The 19,442-nt window shown below is 71.1% G+C and carries 15 protein-coding genes; 12 read left to right on the plus strand and 3 right to left on the minus strand.

All coding sequences use genetic code 11. The features are described from left to right. Positions 1-71 precede the first annotated feature (71 nt). Positions 72-1,094 (minus strand): aldo/keto reductase, encoded by a 1,023-nt coding sequence (locus ACIQWR_RS03300; protein ID WP_404004779.1) that lies wholly within the window; start codon positions 1,092-1,094, stop codon positions 72-74. A gap of 73 nt (positions 1,095-1,167) precedes the next feature. On the opposite strand from ACIQWR_RS03300, the gene ACIQWR_RS03305 reads away from it, so the two are divergent. From ACIQWR_RS03305 to ACIQWR_RS03340, 8 genes are all read left to right on the plus strand, one after another. Next, positions 1,168-2,115 (plus strand): 2-hydroxyacid dehydrogenase, encoded by a 948-nt coding sequence (locus tag ACIQWR_RS03305; protein ID WP_404004780.1) that lies wholly within the window; start codon positions 1,168-1,170, stop codon positions 2,113-2,115. Between the two features lie 275 nt (positions 2,116-2,390). After that, the gene (locus ACIQWR_RS03310) at positions 2,391-5,396 is read left to right on the plus strand and encodes a putative bifunctional diguanylate cyclase/phosphodiesterase (RefSeq protein WP_404004782.1); all 3,006 of its coding nucleotides are present in this window, start codon (positions 2,391-2,393) and stop codon (positions 5,394-5,396) included. Positions 5,397-5,600: 204 nt separating this feature from the next. Continuing rightward, positions 5,601-7,487 (plus strand): acetolactate synthase large subunit, encoded by a 1,887-nt coding sequence (locus ACIQWR_RS03315; protein WP_404004783.1) that lies wholly within the window; start codon positions 5,601-5,603, stop codon positions 7,485-7,487. Positions 7,488-7,519: 32 nt separating this feature from the next. Continuing rightward, on the plus strand, positions 7,520-8,044 hold the full coding sequence (ilvN, locus tag ACIQWR_RS03320) for an acetolactate synthase small subunit (protein ID WP_354380022.1): 525 nt from the start codon (positions 7,520-7,522) through the stop codon (positions 8,042-8,044). Positions 8,045-8,212: 168 nt separating this feature from the next. After that, complete coding sequence (ilvC, locus tag ACIQWR_RS03325; protein WP_404004785.1) at positions 8,213-9,214, plus strand: ketol-acid reductoisomerase; 1,002 nt, start codon at positions 8,213-8,215, stop codon at positions 9,212-9,214. A 270-nt stretch (positions 9,215-9,484) separates the two neighbouring features. Then, positions 9,485-11,074 (plus strand): phosphoglycerate dehydrogenase, encoded by a 1,590-nt coding sequence (gene serA / locus ACIQWR_RS03330; RefSeq protein WP_404004786.1) that lies wholly within the window; start codon positions 9,485-9,487, stop codon positions 11,072-11,074. A gap of 186 nt (positions 11,075-11,260) precedes the next feature. Next, entirely contained in the window at positions 11,261-12,496 is a 1,236-nt protein-coding gene (locus ACIQWR_RS03335) for a hypothetical protein (protein ID WP_404004787.1), read from the plus strand. Next, entirely contained in the window at positions 12,480-13,250 is a 771-nt protein-coding gene (locus ACIQWR_RS03340) for a hypothetical protein (protein ID WP_404004788.1), read from the plus strand. Before ACIQWR_RS03335 ends, ACIQWR_RS03340 begins: the two co-directional genes overlap by 17 nt. A 61-nt stretch (positions 13,251-13,311) precedes the next feature. On the opposite strand, the gene ACIQWR_RS03345 is transcribed toward ACIQWR_RS03340, so the two are convergent. Then, positions 13,312-14,529 carry a PucR family transcriptional regulator gene (locus ACIQWR_RS03345; protein WP_404004790.1) on the minus strand — a complete coding sequence of 406 codons (1,218 nt, stop codon included), beginning with the start codon at positions 14,527-14,529 and terminating at the stop codon, positions 13,312-13,314. 162 nt (positions 14,530-14,691) lie between these two features. On the opposite strand from ACIQWR_RS03345, the gene ACIQWR_RS03350 reads away from it, so the two are divergent. The 4 genes from ACIQWR_RS03350 (at position 14,692) to ACIQWR_RS03365 (ending at position 18,716) form a co-directional block, all read left to right on the plus strand. Further along, positions 14,692-15,618, plus strand: a complete 927-nt coding sequence (locus ACIQWR_RS03350; RefSeq protein ID WP_404005037.1) for a proline dehydrogenase family protein — start codon at positions 14,692-14,694, stop codon at positions 15,616-15,618. A gap of 119 nt (positions 15,619-15,737) precedes the next feature. Beyond that, positions 15,738-17,369, plus strand: a complete 1,632-nt coding sequence (gene pruA / locus ACIQWR_RS03355) for an L-glutamate gamma-semialdehyde dehydrogenase (RefSeq protein WP_404004791.1) — start codon at positions 15,738-15,740, stop codon at positions 17,367-17,369. 310 nt (positions 17,370-17,679) lie between these two features. Next, on the plus strand, positions 17,680-18,528 hold the full coding sequence (locus tag ACIQWR_RS03360; RefSeq protein WP_404004793.1) for a hypothetical protein: 849 nt from the start codon (positions 17,680-17,682) through the stop codon (positions 18,526-18,528). Further along, complete coding sequence (locus tag ACIQWR_RS03365; RefSeq protein ID WP_404004795.1) at positions 18,522-18,716, plus strand: hypothetical protein; 195 nt, start codon at positions 18,522-18,524, stop codon at positions 18,714-18,716. Before ACIQWR_RS03360 ends, ACIQWR_RS03365 begins: the two co-directional genes overlap by 7 nt. Here ACIQWR_RS03365 and ACIQWR_RS03370 read toward each other — a convergent pair. After that, positions 18,713-19,414, minus strand: a complete 702-nt coding sequence (locus tag ACIQWR_RS03370; RefSeq protein WP_404004797.1) for a nitroreductase family protein — start codon at positions 19,412-19,414, stop codon at positions 18,713-18,715. The genes ACIQWR_RS03365 and ACIQWR_RS03370 overlap by 4 nt on opposite strands. Between the last annotated feature and the right edge of the window lie 28 nt (positions 19,415-19,442).

Genomic DNA, 19,442 nt, shown 5'->3' on the forward strand with positions numbered 1-19,442 from the left:
CCGCCACGGGCAGGGCGAGCCGAGGAGACACTCGTGCGCGTCCCCGCCCCGACCGCGCCACCGCGCCCCGGTCAGCCCTCCCAGGCCCCCACTGCCACCGGCAGCGCCGCGACCTCCTCCAGGTCCAGCGCCGTCAGCCGCACCTCGGCCGCCCCCGCGTTCTCCGCCGCCCAGGACGCCCGCTCCGCCCCCGGCACCGGTACCACCTGCGGCCCCTGGGCCAGTACCCACGCCAGGGCCACCTGGGCCACCGTCGCGGGCCGCCCGCCCGGCCCCTCGTGCCGCCGGGCTATCCGCCGCAGCCCCGCGACGAGCACCTGGTTCGCCGCCATCGCGTCCGCCGTGAACCGCGGGTGCCGGGCCCGCGCGTCCGCCTCCTCGAAGCCCTGCCCCGGCGTCAGCGTCCCGGTCAGGAAGCCGCTGCCCACCGGCATGGCCGCCAGCAGCCCCACCCCGCGCGTCCGGCACCACGGCAGCAACTGCCAGGCCGCCTCAGGCGACCACACCGACAGCTCCGCCTGCACCGCGCTCACCGGGAACACCTGCTGCATCCGGTCCAGGTGGCGCAGGGTCGCCGTGTAGGCGCGGTCCCCGAGCCGCCCCGCCCCGGGCCCCGCGCCCGCCCCGAGTGCGCAGAACCCCAACGCGCGCACCTTGCCGGCCCCGACCAACTCGGCCATGGCCCCCCAGGTCTCCTCCACCGGCACGTCGGGATCCACCCGGTGCAACTGGTAGAGGTCTATGACGTCGGTCCGCAGCCGCCGCAGCGAGGCGTCACAGGCCCGCCGCACGTACCCGGGCCGCCCGTCGGCCACCACGTGCTGGTCGCCCGTCCGCAGCCCGACCTTGGCCGAGACGAACGCCTCCGCCCGGCGCTCCTGGAGCACCCGCCCCACCAGCAGCTCGTTGGTGTACGGCCCGTAGATATCGGCCGTGTCCAGCAGGCTCGCGCCCAGATCCAGTGCGGTGTGCACCGTCCGCAGCGATTCCTCGCCCTGGCGCCCCGAGGCGGCGTACCCCCAGCTCATCGGCATGCAGCCGAGCCCGATGGCACCCACCGTCAGAGCCGATGCCCCGATCGACCTGCGCTCCACTCCTGGGTCCCCCTCCCGGTCCGCCACACAAACTAACGGCTCGACCGGGATCGCTTCGCATAGCCTCGCGATCATGACTTCAAAGACCGAGGACGTCTGGCTGCCCTTCCCCGCCGAGGAGATCGAGGGTCTCCCCGACGTCTACCGCTACCGGCACTGGGACGGTGAGGAGGAGTTCCCGGCCGACCCGGCCGCCTGCGTCTTCTACGTCACCCCCTACATGAAGTCCCCGGAAGTCACCCTGCGCCCGCTCGCGCACATGCCCGACCTGCGCGCGGTGCAGACCCTGACCGCGGGCATCGACCACGTCCTGGGCGGCCTCGACGACCTGCGGCCCGGCGTGCACCTCTGCAACGCCCGCGGCGTCCACGAGGCCAGTACGGCCGAGCTGGCCCTCACCCTCGTCCTCGCCTCCCTGCGCGGGATCCCCGGCATGGTCCGCGGCCAGGACCGCGAGGAGTGGCGTTCCGGCTTCTACGACGCCCTCGCGGACAAGACCGTCCTCGTCGTCGGCTACGGATCGATCGGCGCCGCCATCGAGGACCGGCTCGCCCCCTTCGAGTGCGCGCGGATCATCCGCGTCGCCCGCTCGGCGCGCACCGCCGCCCACGGCCCCGTACACGCCCTCGCCGACCTGCCGGGGCTGCTGCCGCAGGCCGATGTGGTGATCCTCTCCACCCCGCTCACCGAGGACACCCGGGGGCTCGCGGGAGCCGGTTTCCTGGCCCGGATGCGGGACGGCGCGCTGCTCGTCAACGTCGCGCGCGGACCGGTCGTCGACACCAACTCCCTGCTGAAGGAAGTGGAGTCGGGGCGGTTGCGGGCGGCCCTCGACGTCACGGACCCCGAACCGCTGCCCCAGGGGCACCCCCTCTGGCATGCTCCGAATGTCCTGATCACCCCCCATGTCGGGGGCAGCAGCTCCGCTTTCGAGCCACGGGCGAAGCGACTGGTGGTCCGCCAGCTCACCGCACTGGCCGCCGGCGAGCCGCTCGCGAACACGGTGTTGACCACGACCTGAGCCCGCCCCGCGCACCCCCCGTAGTCGCGCGAGCGCGCCGTGTGTCCACAACTCCCTTGGTGGTGACGGAGAGTAGAGCATCTATGTCCCTGAGTGACGAAAGTGGTGTATCGTCCGGACCAAGGGGCTGCAGCGCGTTCGTCTGGCGCTGGGGAGTGATTCAGACATTTTGGGGGGCGACGGGCGATGTACGGGCAATGGGCGAAGGATCCGACGCGGCTCGGCCGCCGGAAGCGACGACAGTGCGTGCCGAAACCGGCCACCGGGGCGGACCGGTGAGCGCCCCCGGGGCCCTGCTGACCCGGCCGCCCGCCGTCAGCGGCGGCCGGGGCCTGGCGGCGCAGCTCCTCCTCGCCGTGATCAGCGCCGGCTATGCCGTAGGGGCCGCCGTCGGCTGGGGGACCCAGGAAGCCGCCGAGATCATGGGCGACTTCGGCCTCAGCGCCGCCGGATTACTGGCCGCGGTCTCCTGCTTCCACTACGCGAGGACCATCGGCCGCCGTGAACGCCCGGCCTGGCTGCTGTTCGCGTTCTCCTCGCTCATGGCGGCCGTCGGCAACCTCCTCTGGGGCTGGTACGAGGTCGTCCTCGGCCAGGAGGTGCCGAAACCCTCGGTCGCCGACTTCGCCTTCCTCTGCTTCGCACCGTCCGCCATCGTCGGACTCCTCGTCCTCGCCAAGCGCCCCGTCACCCGGGCCGGCTGGGTCTGCCTCGCACTCGACTCCTGGCTGATCGCCGGATCCCTGCTGACCCTGTCCTGGAGCCTGGCCCTCGCGCACGCGGCCCGCACCGCCCAGTCGGGCGCCCTCGGCAGCGTCCCGCGCGCCGCGCTGTCCCTGGCCTACCCGCTGCTGGACATCGCGCTCGTCTCGATGGTGCTGGTCCTGCACTTCCGCCGCTCCGCGACCAACCGCTCGGCCGTCAACACGGCCATCGCGGCCCTCGCGCTCACCGTGCTCAGCGACGCCCTCTTCACCTCGCCGCTGCTGAGCGCCCACTACCAGTCCGGCCAGCTGCTCGACGCCGGCTGGTTCGCCGGCTCGCTGCTCCTGGCCTACGCGCCCTGGGGCGCCCGGCGGATGCATCCGGTCCCCGAGGCGCCCCGCCCCGCGCCCACCCCGCGCCCGCGGCGCGGGGGCAGGGGAGCGCGGCGCGCGGCAGCCGCCCGCCGGCGCGCCCAGCACGGCGCCGGCGAGCAGCTCTCCGCGCACGCGCGCGAGGGCCGCCCGGTCAGCCGCCCGATCACCGGGTCGCTGCCCGCGCTGACCCCGTACCTCGCCGCCGCCGTGTGCACCCTCGGCATCCTCTACAACGTGATCGAGGGCCGGAAGGTCGACCGCATGGTCGTCTTCACGGGCTGCACCGTCGTGCTCGCCCTGGTCATCCGGCAGGGCATCATGCTCCTCGACAACATCGCGCTGACCCAGGAACTGGCCCAGAAGGAGAACCACTTCCGCTCCCTGGTCCAGGGCTCCAGCGACGTGATCATGATCGCCGCGCCCACCGGGATACTGCGCTACGTCAGCCCCGCCGCCGCCGGGGTCTACGGCCGCGACGCCGAGGAGCTGGTCGGCAGCGAACTCTCGGCGCTGATCCACCCCGAGGACCTCGGCCGGGTGGTCCACGAGGTGCGCCGGTTCCTCGCCGCGCCACCGGCCGAGGAGCCCACCACCCGCATCGAATGCCGTTTCAAGTCCGGCGACGGCGAGTGGCTCAATGTGGAGTCCACCGTCAACCGGCACCAGGGCGGGCTCATCCTCAACAGCCGGGACGTCACCGAGCGGGTCCGGCTCCAGGCCCAGCTCCAGCACAGCGCCGAGCACGATCCGCTGACCGACCTGCCCAACCGGGCCCTGTTCACCCGCCGGGTCCGCCAGGCCCTCACCGGCCGCCGCGCCGGGGACCACAGCACCGCGGTGCTCTTCATCGACCTCGACGGTTTCAAGGCCGTCAACGACACCATCGGCCACCAGGCGGGCGACGAACTGCTCATCGAGGCCGCACGCCGCCTGCAGGACTCCGTCCGGGCCGGCGACACCGCGGCCCGGCTCGGCGGGGACGAGTTCGCCGCCCTGATCCTCGGCGACGGCAGTCGGGACCGCTCCGCCCGCGAGTACCAGGTCCACGAGATCGCCGACCGGCTGCGCACCACGCTCTCCCAGCCCTACCGGATCGCGGGCAGTGAGGTCCGGGTCGCCGCCAGCATCGGCGTGGCCTTCGCCGACCCCGGCATCACCCCTTCGGACCTGATGCGCAATGCGGATCTGGCCATGTACCGGGCGAAGGCCGGCGGCAAGAACCGGGTGGAGCTGTACGCGCCCCAGATGCAGGCCGAGGTGGTCCGCAAGGCGGAGCTGGCCGGGCGGCTGCGCACCGCGCTCCATGAGGGCGAGTTCGCGCTGCTCCACCAGCCCGTCGTCTGCCTCGGCAACGGCGCGGTCACGGCGGTGGCCGCGCAGGCCCGCTGGCGATCGGCCCAGGGGATCCTCTTCACCCCCGCGGAATTCCTCCGGGTGGCCGAGTGCAGCGAGGGCGCGGCGGGCCCCGGCGGGCCCGCGGGGCCGGCCTCGACCGCCGCGCCGGACGCCACCCGGACCGCCGAGCTGAGCCGCTGGCTGCTGGAGGAGGCGGTCGACCAGGCGGCCGACCGCCACCGCTCCGGGCACGACGTACCGGTGGCCGTCCGGATGACCGCACAGCGCCTCCTGGACCGGTCGATGCCGGGCGGCTCGGTGGAATCCCTGCTGAGCCGCTACGGGCTGCCCCCCGACGCGTTGGTGATCGAGCTGGCGGACAGCGACCCCAGAGTGCCCTTCGACGAGCTGGAGCGCCGCCTGACGGCCTTGCGGCGGCTCGGTGTCCGGATCGCCCTGGACGGCTTCGGCAGCGGTTACGCGGCCATCAGCGCCCTCCGCAGGCTTCCCGTCGACGTGCTCAAGCTGGACCGCGGCCTGGTCGAAGGTGTGGTCGAATCGCCCAGACTGCACAAGATCACCGCAGGTCTCTTGCGGATCGCAAACGATCTGGGAATGCAGTCGGTGGCCGACGGGGTGGACCTCCCCGAGCAGCTCATGGCGCTGCGCGCGATGGGCTGCACACACGGCCAGGGGATGGCCTTCTCCGGGCCGCTCGACGAGTACCGGCTGCGCCGCGCGCTCGTGCGCGGTACGTTCCCTGTACCGGGCGCGGCGGTTCACCCCGCCTTGGCCGGCGGGTCCCTCGGGGGCTCGATGGCCGTGCATAGGGGCTCAAATAATGAGACGCCCGTCCCACCCGCTTGACATCGACCTCCCGCCGGAGGGAGGGTCAGTGCCATGCGCACCCGAATTCTCGTACTTGGAAAGCGCGTCGGCTGAAGCAGGGTCAATCATGCCCCCGCTCATTGCACCCGACGCGCTCCCCTCGCTTGCCTCCCGGCACGAGGGGTTTTTTGTTGCACTGGCACACACCGAACCCTCGCAAAAACCCTCAGCTTCGAGAAGAGAATGCCGATGACCGAGCAGGCCACCGGGGCCCACCATCCGCAGCCGCGGGCCCGTAACGGCGGATCCCACACCGCCGCAGTTGAGCACGTCACGGGTGCGCAGTCCCTCATCCGCTCTCTCGAAGAGGTGGGGTGCGACACCGTCTTCGGCATCCCGGGCGGCGCCATCCTCCCCGCGTACGACCCGATGATGGACAGCCGCAAGGTCCGTCACATCCTGGTCCGCCACGAGCAGGGCGCCGGTCACGCCGCCACCGGCTACGCGCAGGCCACCGGCAAGGTCGGCGTCTGCATGGCGACCTCCGGGCCCGGCGCCACCAACCTCGTCACCCCGATCGCCGACGCGCACATGGACTCCGTGCCGCTCGTCGCGATCACCGGTCAGGTCTCCTCCAAGGCGATCGGCACCGACGCCTTCCAGGAGGCGGACATCGTCGGCATCACGATGCCGATCACCAAGCACAACTTCCTGGTCACCAAGGCCGAGGACATCCCGCGCACGATCGCCGAGGCGTTCCACATCGCCTCCACCGGCCGCCCGGGACCGGTCCTCGTCGACATCGCCAAGGACGCCCTCCAGGCGAAGACCACCTTCAGCTGGCCGCCGCAGCAGGACCTCCCGGGCTACCGCCCGGTCACCAAGCCGCACGCCAAGCAGATCCGCGAGGCCGCCAAGCTCATCTGTCAGGCCAAGCGCCCGGTCCTGTACATCGGCGGCGGCGTCATGAAGTCCGGCGCGACCGCCGAACTGAAGGTGCTGGCCGAGCTGACCGGCGTCCCGGTCACCACCACCCTGATGGCGCTCGGCTCCTTCCCCGACAGCCACCCGCTGCACGTGGGCATGCCCGGCATGCACGGCGCCGTCACCGCGGTCACCGCGCTGCAGAAGGCGGACCTGCTGATCGCGCTGGGCACCCGCTTCGACGACCGCGTGACCGGCAAGCTGGACAGCTTCGCCCCCTTCGCGAAGATCATCCACGCGGACATCGACCCGGCCGAGATCGGCAAGAACCGGGCCGTCGACGTCCCGATCGTCGGCGACGCCCGCGAGGTCATCGCCGACCTGGTCCAGGCCGTCCAGGCCGAGCACACCGACGGCCACGCGGGCGACTACACCGCCTGGTGGAAGGACCTCAACCGCTGGCGCGAGACCTACCCGCTGGGCTACGACCTGCCCGAGGACGGCATGCTCTCGCCGCAGCAGGTCATCGAGCGGGTCGGCGCGCTCGCGCCGAAGAGCACGATCTTCGCGGCGGGCGTCGGCCAGCACCAGATGTGGGCCTCGCACTTCGTCAACTACGAGGAGCCCCGCACCTGGCTGAACTCCGGCGGCGCCGGCACCATGGGCTACGCGGTCCCGGCCGCGATGGGCGCCAAGGTCGGCATGCCGGAGCGCACGGTCTGGGCGATCGACGGTGACGGCTGCTTCCAGATGACCAATCAGGAACTGGTCACCTGCGCGCTGAACAACATCCCGATCAAGGTCGCGATCATCAACAACGGCGCGCTGGGCATGGTCCGCCAGTGGCAGACCCTGTTCTACAACCAGCGCTACTCCAACACCGTCCTGCACGCCGACGAGACCGGCCAGGACACCGCGGTCGGCTCGCAGCTCGGCGAGTCCAGCGCCCCCCGCAAGGGCACCCGCGTCCCGGACTTCGTCAAGCTGTCCGAGGCCATGGGCTGCGTGGCGCTGCGCTGCGAGGACCCGGCCGACCTGGACAAGGTCATCGCCGAGGCCAACGCGATCAACGACCGGCCGGTGGTCATCGACTTCATCGTCCACGAGGACGCCATGGTGTGGCCGATGGTCGCCGCCGGCACCTCGAACGACGAGGTCCTGGCAGCTCGGGGCGTCCGTCCCGACTTCGGCGACAACGAAGAGTGACTGAGCGAAGAGCGAAAGAGAGAACGACCGACATGTCCAAGCACACGCTCTCCGTCCTGGTCGAGAACACGCCCGGCATCCTCGCCCGGATCGCCGCGCTGTTCTCCCGCCGCGGGTTCAACATCGACTCGCTGGCGGTCGGTGTCACGGAGCACCCCGACATCTCCCGCATCACCATCGTCGTCAACGTCGAGGACCTGCCGCTCGAACAGGTGACCAAGCAGCTCAACAAGCTGGTCAACGTGCTCAAGATCGTCGAGCTGGAGCAGCACCACGCCATCGAGCGCGAGCTCGTCCTGGTGAAGGTCCGTGCCGACAACGAGACCCGCTCGCAGATCGTCGAGATCGTCCAGCTGTTCCGCGCCAAGACGGTCGACGTGTCCCCGGACGCCGTCACCATCGAGGCGACCGGCGGCACGGACAAGCTCGGCGCGATGCTGAAGATGCTGGAGCCCTTCGGCATCAAGGAACTCGTGCAGTCCGGCACGATCGCCATAGGGCGTGGCGGCCGGTCCATCACGGACCGCAGCCTGCGCGCGCTCGACCGCAGCGCCTGAGCCGCTCTTCCCCCTCGCCCGGCGGCAGAGCTCTCTGCTCGCATGGCGGCGGAGTCTTCTGCTCGCATAGCGGCAGAGTCTTTTGCTCGCATAGCGAGACTTGAAACCTGATATTCCGTTCCCCGCCGTACGGTGGGAGCAACACCCGCGCACCAAGGAGATATCCCAGTGGCCGAGCTGTTCTACGAGAACGACGCCGACCTGTCCATCATCCAGGGCCGCAAGGTCGCTGTCATCGGCTACGGCAGCCAGGGCCACGCCCACGCGCTGTCGCTGCGCGACTCCGGTGTCGACGTCCGCGTCGGCCTCCAGGAGGGCTCCAAGTCCAAGGCCAAGGCCGAGGAGCAGGGCCTGACGGTCGTCTCCGTCGCCGACGCCTCGGCCTGGGCCGACGTCATCATGATCCTCACCCCGGACCCGATCCAGGCCGAGGTCTACGAGGCGTCCATCAAGGACAACCTGAAGGCCGGCGACGCGCTCTTCTTCGGTCACGGCTTCAACATCCGCTACGGCTTCATCCAGCCGCCGGCGGACGTGGACGTCGCCCTCGTCGCCCCGAAGGGCCCGGGTCACCTGGTCCGTCGCCAGTACGAAGAGGGCCGCGGCGTCCCGTGTATCGCGGCGGTCGAGCAGGACGCGACCGGCAAGGCCTTCGAGCTGGCCCTGTCCTACGCGGCCGGCATCGGCGGCACCCGCGCCGGCGTCATCAAGACCACCTTCACCGAGGAGACCGAGACCGACCTGTTCGGTGAGCAGGCCGTGCTCTGCGGTGGCGCCTCCGCCCTGGTCAAGGCCGGTTTCGAGACCCTGACCGAGGCCGGCTACCAGCCGGAGATCGCGTACTTCGAGTGCCTCCACGAGCTGAAGCTCATCGTGGACCTCATGTACGAGGGCGGCCTGGAGAAGATGCGCTGGTCGGTCTCCGAGACCGCCGAGTGGGGCGACTACATCACCGGCCCGCGTGTCATCACCGACGCCACCAAGGCCGAGATGAAGAAGGTCCTCGCGGAGATCCAGGACGGCACCTTCGCCAACAACTGGATGGCCGAGTACAAGGCCGGTCTGCCGAAGTACAACGAGTACAAGAAGGCCGACGAGGAGCACCTGCTCGAGACGACCGGCAAGAAGCTGCGCAAGCTGATGAGCTGGGTCGACAACGACGAGAGCTGAGCCGTTCGCGGCGGGGCCGGGACGCGTCGTCCCGGCCCCGCCGCGTACCCGCACCACCGGATTCAGGCCTTCCGGGTACGCGCCTTGTCCACCCCGTCCAACCACGGACGGGTGATCCTTCCGGACAGGCGGAAAAGCGGTCCCGCAACGCGATTAGACTGCGCAACACAACGCGTCAGGCCCACAGTGTCGTGCGTCTTCCACGCGGCTACCCCCTCCACGCCTGCGGCCGTCGGGACGGCCGTCCGCACTGGATTTGTGAGGACCCACGTGAGCTCGAAACCTGTCGTACTCATCGCCGAAGAGCTGTCGCCCGCCACTGTCGAGGCCCTCGGCCCCGACTTCGAGATCCGGCACTGCAACGGCGCCGATCGCGCGGAGCTGCTGCCCGCCATCGTCGACGCCGACGCGATCCTGGTGCGCTCCGCCACCAAGGTCGATGCCGAGGCCATCGCAGCCGCGAAGAAGCTGAGGGTCGTCGCCCGCGCGGGCGTCGGTCTGGACAACGTCGACGTCTCGTCCGCCACCAAGGCCGGCGTGATGGTCGTGAACGCTCCGACCTCCAACATCGTCACCGCCGCCGAGCTGGCCTGTGGCCTGCTCGTCGCCACCGCGCGCAACATCCCGCAGGCCAACACCGCTCTGAAGAACGGTGAGTGGAAGCGGAACAAGTACACCGGCGTCGAGCTGAGCGAGAAGACCCTCGGTGTCGTCGGCCTCGGCCGCATCGGCGTCCTGGTCGCCCAGCGCATGTCGGCCTTCGGCATGAAGATCGTCGCCTACGACCCCTACGTGCAGCCCGCGCGCGCCGCCCAGATGGGCGTCAAGATGCTGACGCTGGACGAGCTGCTGGAGGTCGCCGACTTCATCACCGTGCACCTGCCCAAGACGCCGGAGACCCTCGGTCTCATCGGTGACGAGGCCCTGCGCAAGGTGAAGCCGTCGGTCCGCATCGTCAACGCCGCCCGCGGCGGGATCGTGGACGAGGCCGCGCTGTACTCCGCCATCAAGGAGGGCCGCGTCGCCGGCGCCGGTCTCGACGTGTACGCGAAGGAACCCTGCACGGATTCCCCGCTGTTCGAGCTGGACCAGGTCGTCTGCACCCCGCACCTCGGCGCGTCCACGGACGAGGCCCAGGAGAAGGCCGGCATCGCCGTCGCCAAGTCGGTGCGCCTCGCCCTCGCCGGCGAGCTCGTCCCCGACGCGGTCAACGTGCAGGGCGGGGTCATCGCCGAGGACGTGCGTCCCGGCCTGCCGCTCGCCGAGAAGCTCGGCCGCATCTTCACCGCCCTCGCGGGCGAGGTCGCGGTCCGCCTCGACGTCGAGGTCTGCGGCGAGATCACCCAGCACGACGTGAAGGTGCTCGAACTCTCCGCGCTCAAGGGTGTGTTCGAGGACGTCGTCGACGAGACGGTCTCCTACGTGAACGCGCCCCTGTTCGCTCAGGAGCGTGGCGTCGAGGTCCGCCTGACCACCTCCTCGGAGTCCCCGGACCACCGCAACGTGGTCACCGTGCGCGGCACCCTGTCGGACGGTCAGGAGATCTCGGTCTCCGGCACCCTCGCCGGTCCCAAGCACCTCCAGAAGATCGTCGGCATCGGCGAGTACGACGTGGACCTCTCGCTCGCCGACCACATGGTCGTCCTGCGCTACACCGACCGCCCCGGCGTGGTCGGCGCGGTCGGCCGACTGCTGGGCGAAGGCGGCCTGAACATCGCGGGCATGCAGGTCGCCCGTGCCGAGGAGGGCGGCGAGGCGCTCGGCGTGCTCACCGTGGACGCCGAGGTGCCGGCGGAGGTCCTCGCGGCCATCTCCGAGGAGATCGGCGCGGTCTCCGCCCGCTTCGTCAACCTGGGCTGACCGCAGCACCGCACGATCGTGTGACGGAAGGGCCCGGGGGAGACCCCGGGCCCTTCCGCGTGCGCGGAGCGGCGGGATCCTCCGGATGCTCGGGACAGGGGGCAACGCGGCCGCGGATGGGCGCCGTTGCCCTGGCATCGGCGCTCTCGTTGGCGCTCTCGTCACGCTGCTTGTTAGATTCGTTCGATGCCCACAGCAGAGCCGACAGAAGCCCGCATCGACGATGCGGGCAACATCTTGGTCGCGCCTTCGGCGGTGCGGGACGATGACTCGATCACGGGCTTCTTCGGGGCCGTGATCACGCCGGAGGACCTCGGCTCCGGTGCGGTCGACCTCGCACGGAAGACCGTCTACCTCTGCGGCGACATACCCGGGGTCGATGACGGCCGACTGCGCGAGGCCGCGCGGGTGTTCGTCGTGCGAGAGCTGTCGCACGGGTACCGCGAGGGCGCCGACGCGCCGTGGCCCGTCGTCGACGTCGGCCGCGTTCCCGTCCGGGTGCACGGTGTCGGCGCGTACTACCGGCGCTTCTTCGACCTCGGCGCCGATCACTTCGGACGGATCCGCGCGGAACACGCGTTCCAGTCCCTGACGGAGTCCACCAAGCCCGGAACGGCCCATCGCAGCGGCATCTATCTGACGCCCGTCACGAGAGACGGCGACGCACTGCATTTCCGCCTGCTCCGGTGCTCCACGAACCTCTCGGGGCCGACCGAGGGCTTTCGCCCGACCGACACGGAGATCGTCGACGCCCTGAACCGCGAGGCCGCCTCCGTCTTCCGGAACCGGGCACCGCTGAACCACGTCCTCGCCCAGATCTACCACAACGCCCGTGCCACGGCCGAGCGCAAGCAGTCCAAGGCCAGGATCTCGGCCCATGCCGACAAGACCAAGGACATGCCCGGCAACGGCATCATGGCCTTCTGCACCTTCTACGACCGGGTCGACGGGCTCCAGCCCCTCGCCGCGGACGCCTTCGACCGCGGGGTGAAGGGCGCCAGCGGGCTGACCACGCTCCGCTTCCGTCTCAAAGAGCCGACCGGAGAAGGAGAACTCGACGGGGTCCCTCTTCCGCCGCAGTTCAGCTTGACCCTCTACCCCGGCTCCGTGTTCTTCATGCCGCTGTCCACCAACCGCCTGTACACACACGAAATCCGGCCCTCGGCCTTGGACCCCGATGTGCTTCCGACCCGATTGGGGTACGTGGTGCGCTGTTCCGGCACCGAAGCCGTTCACAGGGACGGCCGCACGTTCATCAAGGGGCCCGGGGGCGCGGTGGAGCTCGGCCCTCCGACACCGGCCGGCCTGGACGAGCTGCGCGGGTTGTACGCCGAGGAGAACAGGACGTCGTCCTTCATCGACTACGGCGACAGATTTCCCTTCAGCATGAACACCGGAGATTACCGTGCCCCACGCGCCTAGGATCTCGGACGAGGTCCTCTCGTACGTCGTACCGACCGAGGGGAACGCCTTTGCGGAGCTGTCCGCGTCGGCCCGTTGGGAAGACGTGGGAAAGGGTCGGCGGGGCGCCGTGCTCGCCAAGGCGGACGCGGCGGGTGGGATTCCGCTCGTGCGCACCACCACGTCGTACAGCTGTCCGGCCCAGCATTTCCGGCCGGTGCACGAACGGCTCGCGGAGCGGATCCGAGAGAGCGCGGCGCTTGCGGTCGGCTTCAACAACGCCCTCATGGAGAGCTACACGAACGCCTACGCCACCATGGGCGGCCACTCCGATCAAGCCCTCGACCTGGCCGACGCGTCGTTCATCGCGGTCTTCTCCTGCTACCAGTTCCCCGAGGCGAGCCCGTCGAGGAAGCTGATCTTCGAATCGAAGGAATCCGGGGGTGAGACGTTCGAGGTTCCCCTCGCCCAGCAGGGCGTCGTCGTGTTCTCCGTCGACTCGAACCGGCGATTCAAGCACAAGATCGTGCTGGAGGCCTCCGCCCGGGCCGTGGACAACCCGTGGCTGGGCGTGACCTTTCGAACGTCCAAGACCTTCGTCCGCTTTCGCGACGGGCACGCCTACCTTCCGCAGGGGGCGCGCCTCCTGTCGGCCGACGACGAGCAGCGGCGTGAGTTCTACCGCCTGCGGCGCCGCGAGAACAGTGAAACGGACTTCGTCTACCCCTGGCTGAGCCACACCGTCAGCGAGAGCGACCTGATGCCGCCGACCTGATGCGGCCGCATCAGGTGCCGCCTCTCCGGTGAGGCCCCTAGGCCCCGACGTCCACGTGGGCTCAGCCGCGCAGCCGGGACGCCTTCAGGGCCATGTGGAGCAACAACCGGTCCTCGCCCGCGTCGAGGTCGAGACCGGTCAGCTTCTCCACCCGGGCCAGCCGGTAGTACAGGGTCTGGCGGTGGATGCCCAGGGCCGCCGCCGTCCGGCCCGCCTGGCCGGCGCAGTCGAGGTACACCTCCGCCGTACGGGCCAACTCGGCGTGGGCCGGCGCCAGCAGGGCGCGGGCCGCCGGGTCGTCCCTGGCCAGCTCCGGGGCCGCGGCCAGGGCCGCCAGCATCCGGTACGGGCCGATCTGCGACCACTGGGCCACGGGCCCCAGCCCGGGCTGCGCCGCCGCCGCCCGGGCCGCGGCCACCGCCTGCTCCCAGGCGCCCGGGAGCCCGGCCAGGCCGGTCCCGGGCAGCCCGACCCCGGCGGTCGCGGTCCGGGCGGTCGTGGTCGTGGCCGCGTCGACCCCGGCTCCCGCGGGACCCGCTGCGGTCCCGGCCAGCAGCCGGGTCGCCGTCGAGAGCACCGGGGCCAGCTGGTCCGTGGTCCGCAGCCGCACCAGCACCGCCAGCGCGAAACCGGAAGGCCCCTCGCCGCCACCGTCCCCGCCGGTCCGCGGGACCAGGCAGACGGCCGCCGCACCCGGCACCGATGGCGGGGCCTGCCCGCTCCAGGGAGTCACGCAGAGCACCGCGTGCGGCCCCTCCGCGCCCGGCCCCAGGGCCACCCGGAGCGCGGCCACCGCCATGTCCCGCTGCCAGCCGCGCCCGGCGGTGACCACCGCGCGGAACTCGCGGGACAGGTCGGCCCCCGCCTTCGCCTCCTCGGCCATCAGGACGCCGATCCGCTCGGCCACCTCCATCGCCGCGGCCAGCTGCTCGGGCCCGGGCCCGGGCTCGGCGTCCAGGAGCCACACGTACCCCTGGGCGATCCCGCGGTAGCGCACGGGCAGGCAGATCCGGCCGCGGAAGACCCCCGCCTCGGGCGCCGCGGGGATCCGGACGGGCGCGGTGGCCCGGGTGATGCCGAACCCCTCGAACCAGGCCCGGACGGCCGCCGTCGACTGGCGGGTCAGGATCGAGCGGGTCCGTACGGGGTCCATCGCGAGGTCGTCCTCGCTGTCGTGCGCGCCGAAGGCGATGAGGCGGAAGTCCCGGTTCTCCAGCGTCGCCGGGGCGCCGAGCAGCGCGGAGAGCTCGTCCACCAGGTCCTGGTAATCGCCTTTCACCCGGACATTCTCCCACCCTCCCGTTCATGTTTCAGACACATGTATGAGATCGCGGCCACGGATGCGTGACAGCTGTCGATGGCAGAGGATCGAGGCGATCTCTAGGTTTCACGGTGGTCTTACTTGCCATTCTTTTACTTCTGCCACCCGTTGGAGGTGCCCGTGCTGGGTCCCGCGATCCTTGCCGCTTCGCGCAGCGACAAGATGCGCCGCATCGTTTCCGCCGCTCCGGTGACCAAGCCCGTGGTGAACCGGTTCATCCCGGGTGAGACGGTCGACCAGGTCATCCCGATCGTGGTGGACCTCACGCAGAAGGGCCTGGAGGTCACCCTCGACGTGGTCGGTGAGGACATCACCACCGTCGAGCAGTCGCACGCCGCCCGCGACGCCTACCTCCAGCTCATCGCGCACCTCGCCGAGCTGGGCCTGGGCGAGACGGTCGAGATGTCGGTCAAGCTCTCCATGTTCGGCCAGGCGCTGGAAGGCGGCCACGAGCTGGCCCTCGCCAACGTCCGCCCGGTCGTCGAGGCCGCCGCCGCGATCGGCACCACCGTCACGCTGGACGCCGAGGACCACACCACCCTCGACTCGATGTTCGCCATCCACGAGGAGCTGCGCCGGGACTTCCCGCAGACCGGCTGCGTGATCCAGGCGTACCTCTTCCGCACCGAGGCCGACGCCCGCCGCCTGGCCGCCGCCGGCAGCCGCGTGCGGATCGTGAAGGGCGCCTACAAGGAGCCCGCCGAGGTCGCCTACCAGAACAAGGCCGAGACGGACAAGGCGTACGTCCGCATCCTGAAGACGCTGATGGAGGGCGAGGGCTACCCGATGATCGGGTCCCACGACCCGCGCCTGATCGCCATCGCCCAGGAACTGGCCCGCCAGGCCGGACGCAAGCCCGACGAGTACGAGTTCCAGATGCTGTACGGCATCCGCAGCGACGAGCACCTGCGCCTGGCCGCGGAGGGCCACCGGATGCGCGTCTACACGGCGTACGGCACGGACTGGTACGGCTACTTCATGCGCCGCCTCGCGGAGAAGCCGGCCAACCTGCTCTTCTTCGTCCGCTCGATGATCACCAAGAACTAGGTCCTCTCCTTCGGATCTTGCCGGGCCCGCGACGCCTGGCACCGCGGGCTCGGCCGACAAGATCCGAACGAGACGACCTAGCCGCGAACCGAGAACTAGCTCAAGGAGTTACCAGCCCCATGGATGCTGTGACCCAGGTCCCCGCGCCGGTCAACGAGCCGGTCCACTCGTACGCCCCCGGCACCCCGGAGCGCGCACGTCTCGAATTCCAGCTCAAGCAGCTGGCCGAGAACCCGATCGACCTGCCGATGACCATCAACGGCGAGAAGCGGATGGGCGGCGGCGACCGCTTCGACGTCGTGCAGCCGCACGACCACAAGTCCGTCATCGGTACCTACGCCAACGCCACCCGGGCCGACGCGCAGGAGGCCGTCGACGCCGCCCTCGCCGCCGCCCCGGCCTGGCGCGCGATGGACTTCGACGACCGCGCCGCGATCATCCTGCGCGCCGCCGAGCTGCTGTCCGGCCCGTGGCGCGAGAAGCTGGCCGCCTCCACCATGCTCGGCCAGTCGAAGACCGCCCAGCAGGCGGAGATCGACACCCCGTGCGAGCTGGTCGACTTCTGGCGCTTCAACGTCCACTTCGCCCGCCAGATCCTGGCCGAGCAGCCGGTCGCGAACTCCGCCGGCGTGTGGAACCGCAGCGACCACCGCCCGCTCGAAGGCTTCGTCTACGCGATCACGCCCTTCAACTTCACGGCTATCGCGGGCAACCTGCCGACCGCCCCGGCCCTAATGGGCAACGTGGTCCTGTGGAAGCCGTCCCCGACCCAGACCCACTCCGCGGTCCTCCTCATGGAGCTGCTGGAGGCCGCCGGTCTGCCCAAGGGCGTCATCAACCTGGTCACCGGCGACGGCATCGCCGTCTCCGAGGTGGCGCTGAACCACCCCGAGCTGGCCGGCATCCACTTCACCGGCTCGACCAAGACCTTCCAGTACCTGTGGAAGACGGTCGGCAACAACATCGAGAACTTCAAGTCCTACCCGCGACTGGTCGGCGAGACCGGCGGCAAGGACTTCGTCGTCGCGCACCCGTCCGCGGACCGCGGCATCCTGAAGACCGCCCTGACCCGCGGCTCCTTCGAGTTCCAGGGCCAGAAGTGCTCGGCCTCCTCGCGCGCCTACGTTCCGGCCTCCATCTGGAACGACGGCTTCAAGGAGGAGTTCGCGGCCGAGGTCGACGGCATCACCATGGGTGACGTCCGCGACCTGTCGAACTTCATCGGCGCGGTCATCGACGAGCGCTCCTTCGCGAAGAACAAGGCCGCGATCGACCGTGCGAAGGCCGACCCGACCTGCGAGATCGTCGCCGGTGGCACGTACGACGACACGAAGGGCTACTTCGTCCGCCCGACCGTCATCGCCTGCACCGACCCGGCGAACGAGGTCTTCACGACCGAGTACTTCGGTCCGATCCTCGCCGTCCACGTCTACGAGGACGACGCCTTCGAGGCGATGCTGGAGCAGATGGAGTCGGTGTCGGCGTACGCGCTGACCGGCGCCGTCATCGCCCAGGACCGCTACGCGGCGGCCGACGCGATGGAGAAGCTCCGCTTCGCCGCGGGCAACTTCTACATCAACGACAAGTCGACCGGCGCCGTCGTCGGCCAGCAGCCCTTCGGCGGCGGCCGCGCGTCCGGTACGAACGACAAGGCGGGCGCGGCCTCCAACCTGATGCGCTGGACCTCGACGCGCTCCATCAAGGAGACCCTGGTTCCGCCGACCGAGTACGGCTACCCGCACATGGGCTGACGCCCCGCCCGGGCCGATCCACGGCCCCGCTGAACCCCGCCCCCGCTCCGGTACCCCCAAGTCCGGAGCGGGGGCGGTCCCATGTCCACGCTCGGGCTCCGCCGGTCGGGGTGCGGAAGCCCTCCCGAAGGGCCGTCATCCGGTGCTAGCCTGGCGGGAGTTGTCGTGTACGGCGACACGCTCCACGACTCGGGCCCGGCTTCCCGAGGGGGCGAAGGGCTCTCGCGAGTTCCCGTGCGGGGTGGATGCTCACGCAGGAGATACGCAACCTCTACGCGTCCGTGCCGGGACGGGGGCTCCGAGGAGACGTATGTCCCGGCGCACCGACAACCGCCACCGCGTGGCCACCATCTGCCGCGAGGCCACCGGCCTGGCCCACCACACCTGCATGCGATGGGCCGCCGAAGGGCTGATCACGCGCGCTCTGCCGGTCCCGGACGCGGAGAGCCCCGCGCAGCGGGCCTTCGAGGCGAGGGTGGTGGTCGCCCTCGCCGCCGCCCTCTCCTACGAACAGGAGGACGGCGTGCTGCTCGGGGTCACGGTGGCCCGGCCCACGGCCGCCGGGCTCGGCATCGAGCTGCACCCGGACATGTCGCACCGGGTGTTCGACGCGCTGGTGCCGCGCTTCGACCCCGCGACCGGCGTCCTCGTCGGGGTGCCGGGCCTGCGGCGGGGGCACCGGGGCGACGGCGGGCTCCACGTGTGGTGCGCGGCGGGCGGCGGGGCCGTCCGCTTCCTGCCGTCCGCACCCGCGTGGCAGCGGCCGACGAGCGGGTCGGGTCTGATCGCGCTGGGGCGCGCGGACGCCCCGCTCCACCGTGCCGAGCGGGCGCGGCTCGACGGCTGGGCCCGTGGTCCGGCCGAGCGGGACCGGCTGCTCAGTCGGCTGCTGCGGCGCCCGCGGTTGCTCAACACCGCCGGTGCGGGGCACGGTTGGGCGAACACCCACAGCCACCACGACGAGGACCTCGTCATCGAATGGTGCTGCGGTCCGCAAGCCGGAGACCTGGCGCAGCAGCTCCGGCGCAGCGGACTGGCGGCCCCGCCCGTGCCCCCGGACACGCTCACGCTGACCCGGCCGGAACCGGGGGTCGTCTCCCTGGGTTCGGTACGGGTCACCCTGCGGAGCCTGCGCTGGCCCGGGTGCGCGGCATGCTGACCGCGGCCCTGGTGGCGGCCGCCGTGTTGGGGGTGGCCAAGGTGGTGCGGGACTGGTTGGTCCTGCGGCAGGTGCGGGCGGCCCTGGAGGGGTGCAGCGCCGAGGACCGGGTGCGGATCGGGTTGCGGCTGGCCGCGGCCCTCGGCGGGCGGGAGGTCCCGCCCGCCGAGGGCGGTGGGAACGGTTAGACCTCCACCATGACCTGGTCCAAGGACTTGCGCAGGAGGTCGGGGACCTCGCAGTCGGCGGCGGGGTAGCCGACCGGGATGACCGCGAAGGCCTTCTCGTTCTCGGGGCGGTTCAGGACGTGGCTGAGGAAGCGCATCGGGCTCGGCGTGTGGATCAGGGCCGCCAGCCCGCTCAGGTGCAGGGCGGAGAGCAGCATGCCCACCGCTATGCCGACCGACTCGTCGACGTAGTAGTGCTTGCGCTTGGCGCCGTCGGGGCCGAGCCAGTAGCGCTGTTGGAATACCACGATCAGCGCGGGCGCGTCGGTCAGGTGCGTCTTGACCGCGTCCGTGCCCAGCGGGCGCAGCGCGGCGAGCCACTCGTCGCCGAGCCGGCCGTCGTAGGACAGCAGCTCCTCCTGCTCGGCGGCGTCCCGGATCTGGCGGCGCACCTCGGGGTCCTTGACCAGGACGAAGGTCCACGGCTGCTGGTGCGCCCCGGACGGCGCGGTCGCGGCGCAGGCGATCGCGTCGCGGACGGCCTGCTCGGGCACGGGCTCGGCGGAGAAGTGGCGCACGGTGCGCCGCTGGTCCATCCGCTCCCGCAACTCGGCGGCCCGCGCCAGGGTTTCGGGAGCGGGCATCCGCTCGGGCCGGTAGGAGACGGCGCGGTAGGGCTCGCCGTGGGTGGGGGTCCATTGCTGGGTCTGAGGCGACATGCGCCGAGTCTGCCGAGAGCGGGGCCGC

The organism is Streptomyces sp. NPDC098789, assembly GCF_044759975.1.
Classification (GTDB): Bacteria; Actinomycetota; Actinomycetes; order Streptomycetales; family Streptomycetaceae; genus Streptomyces.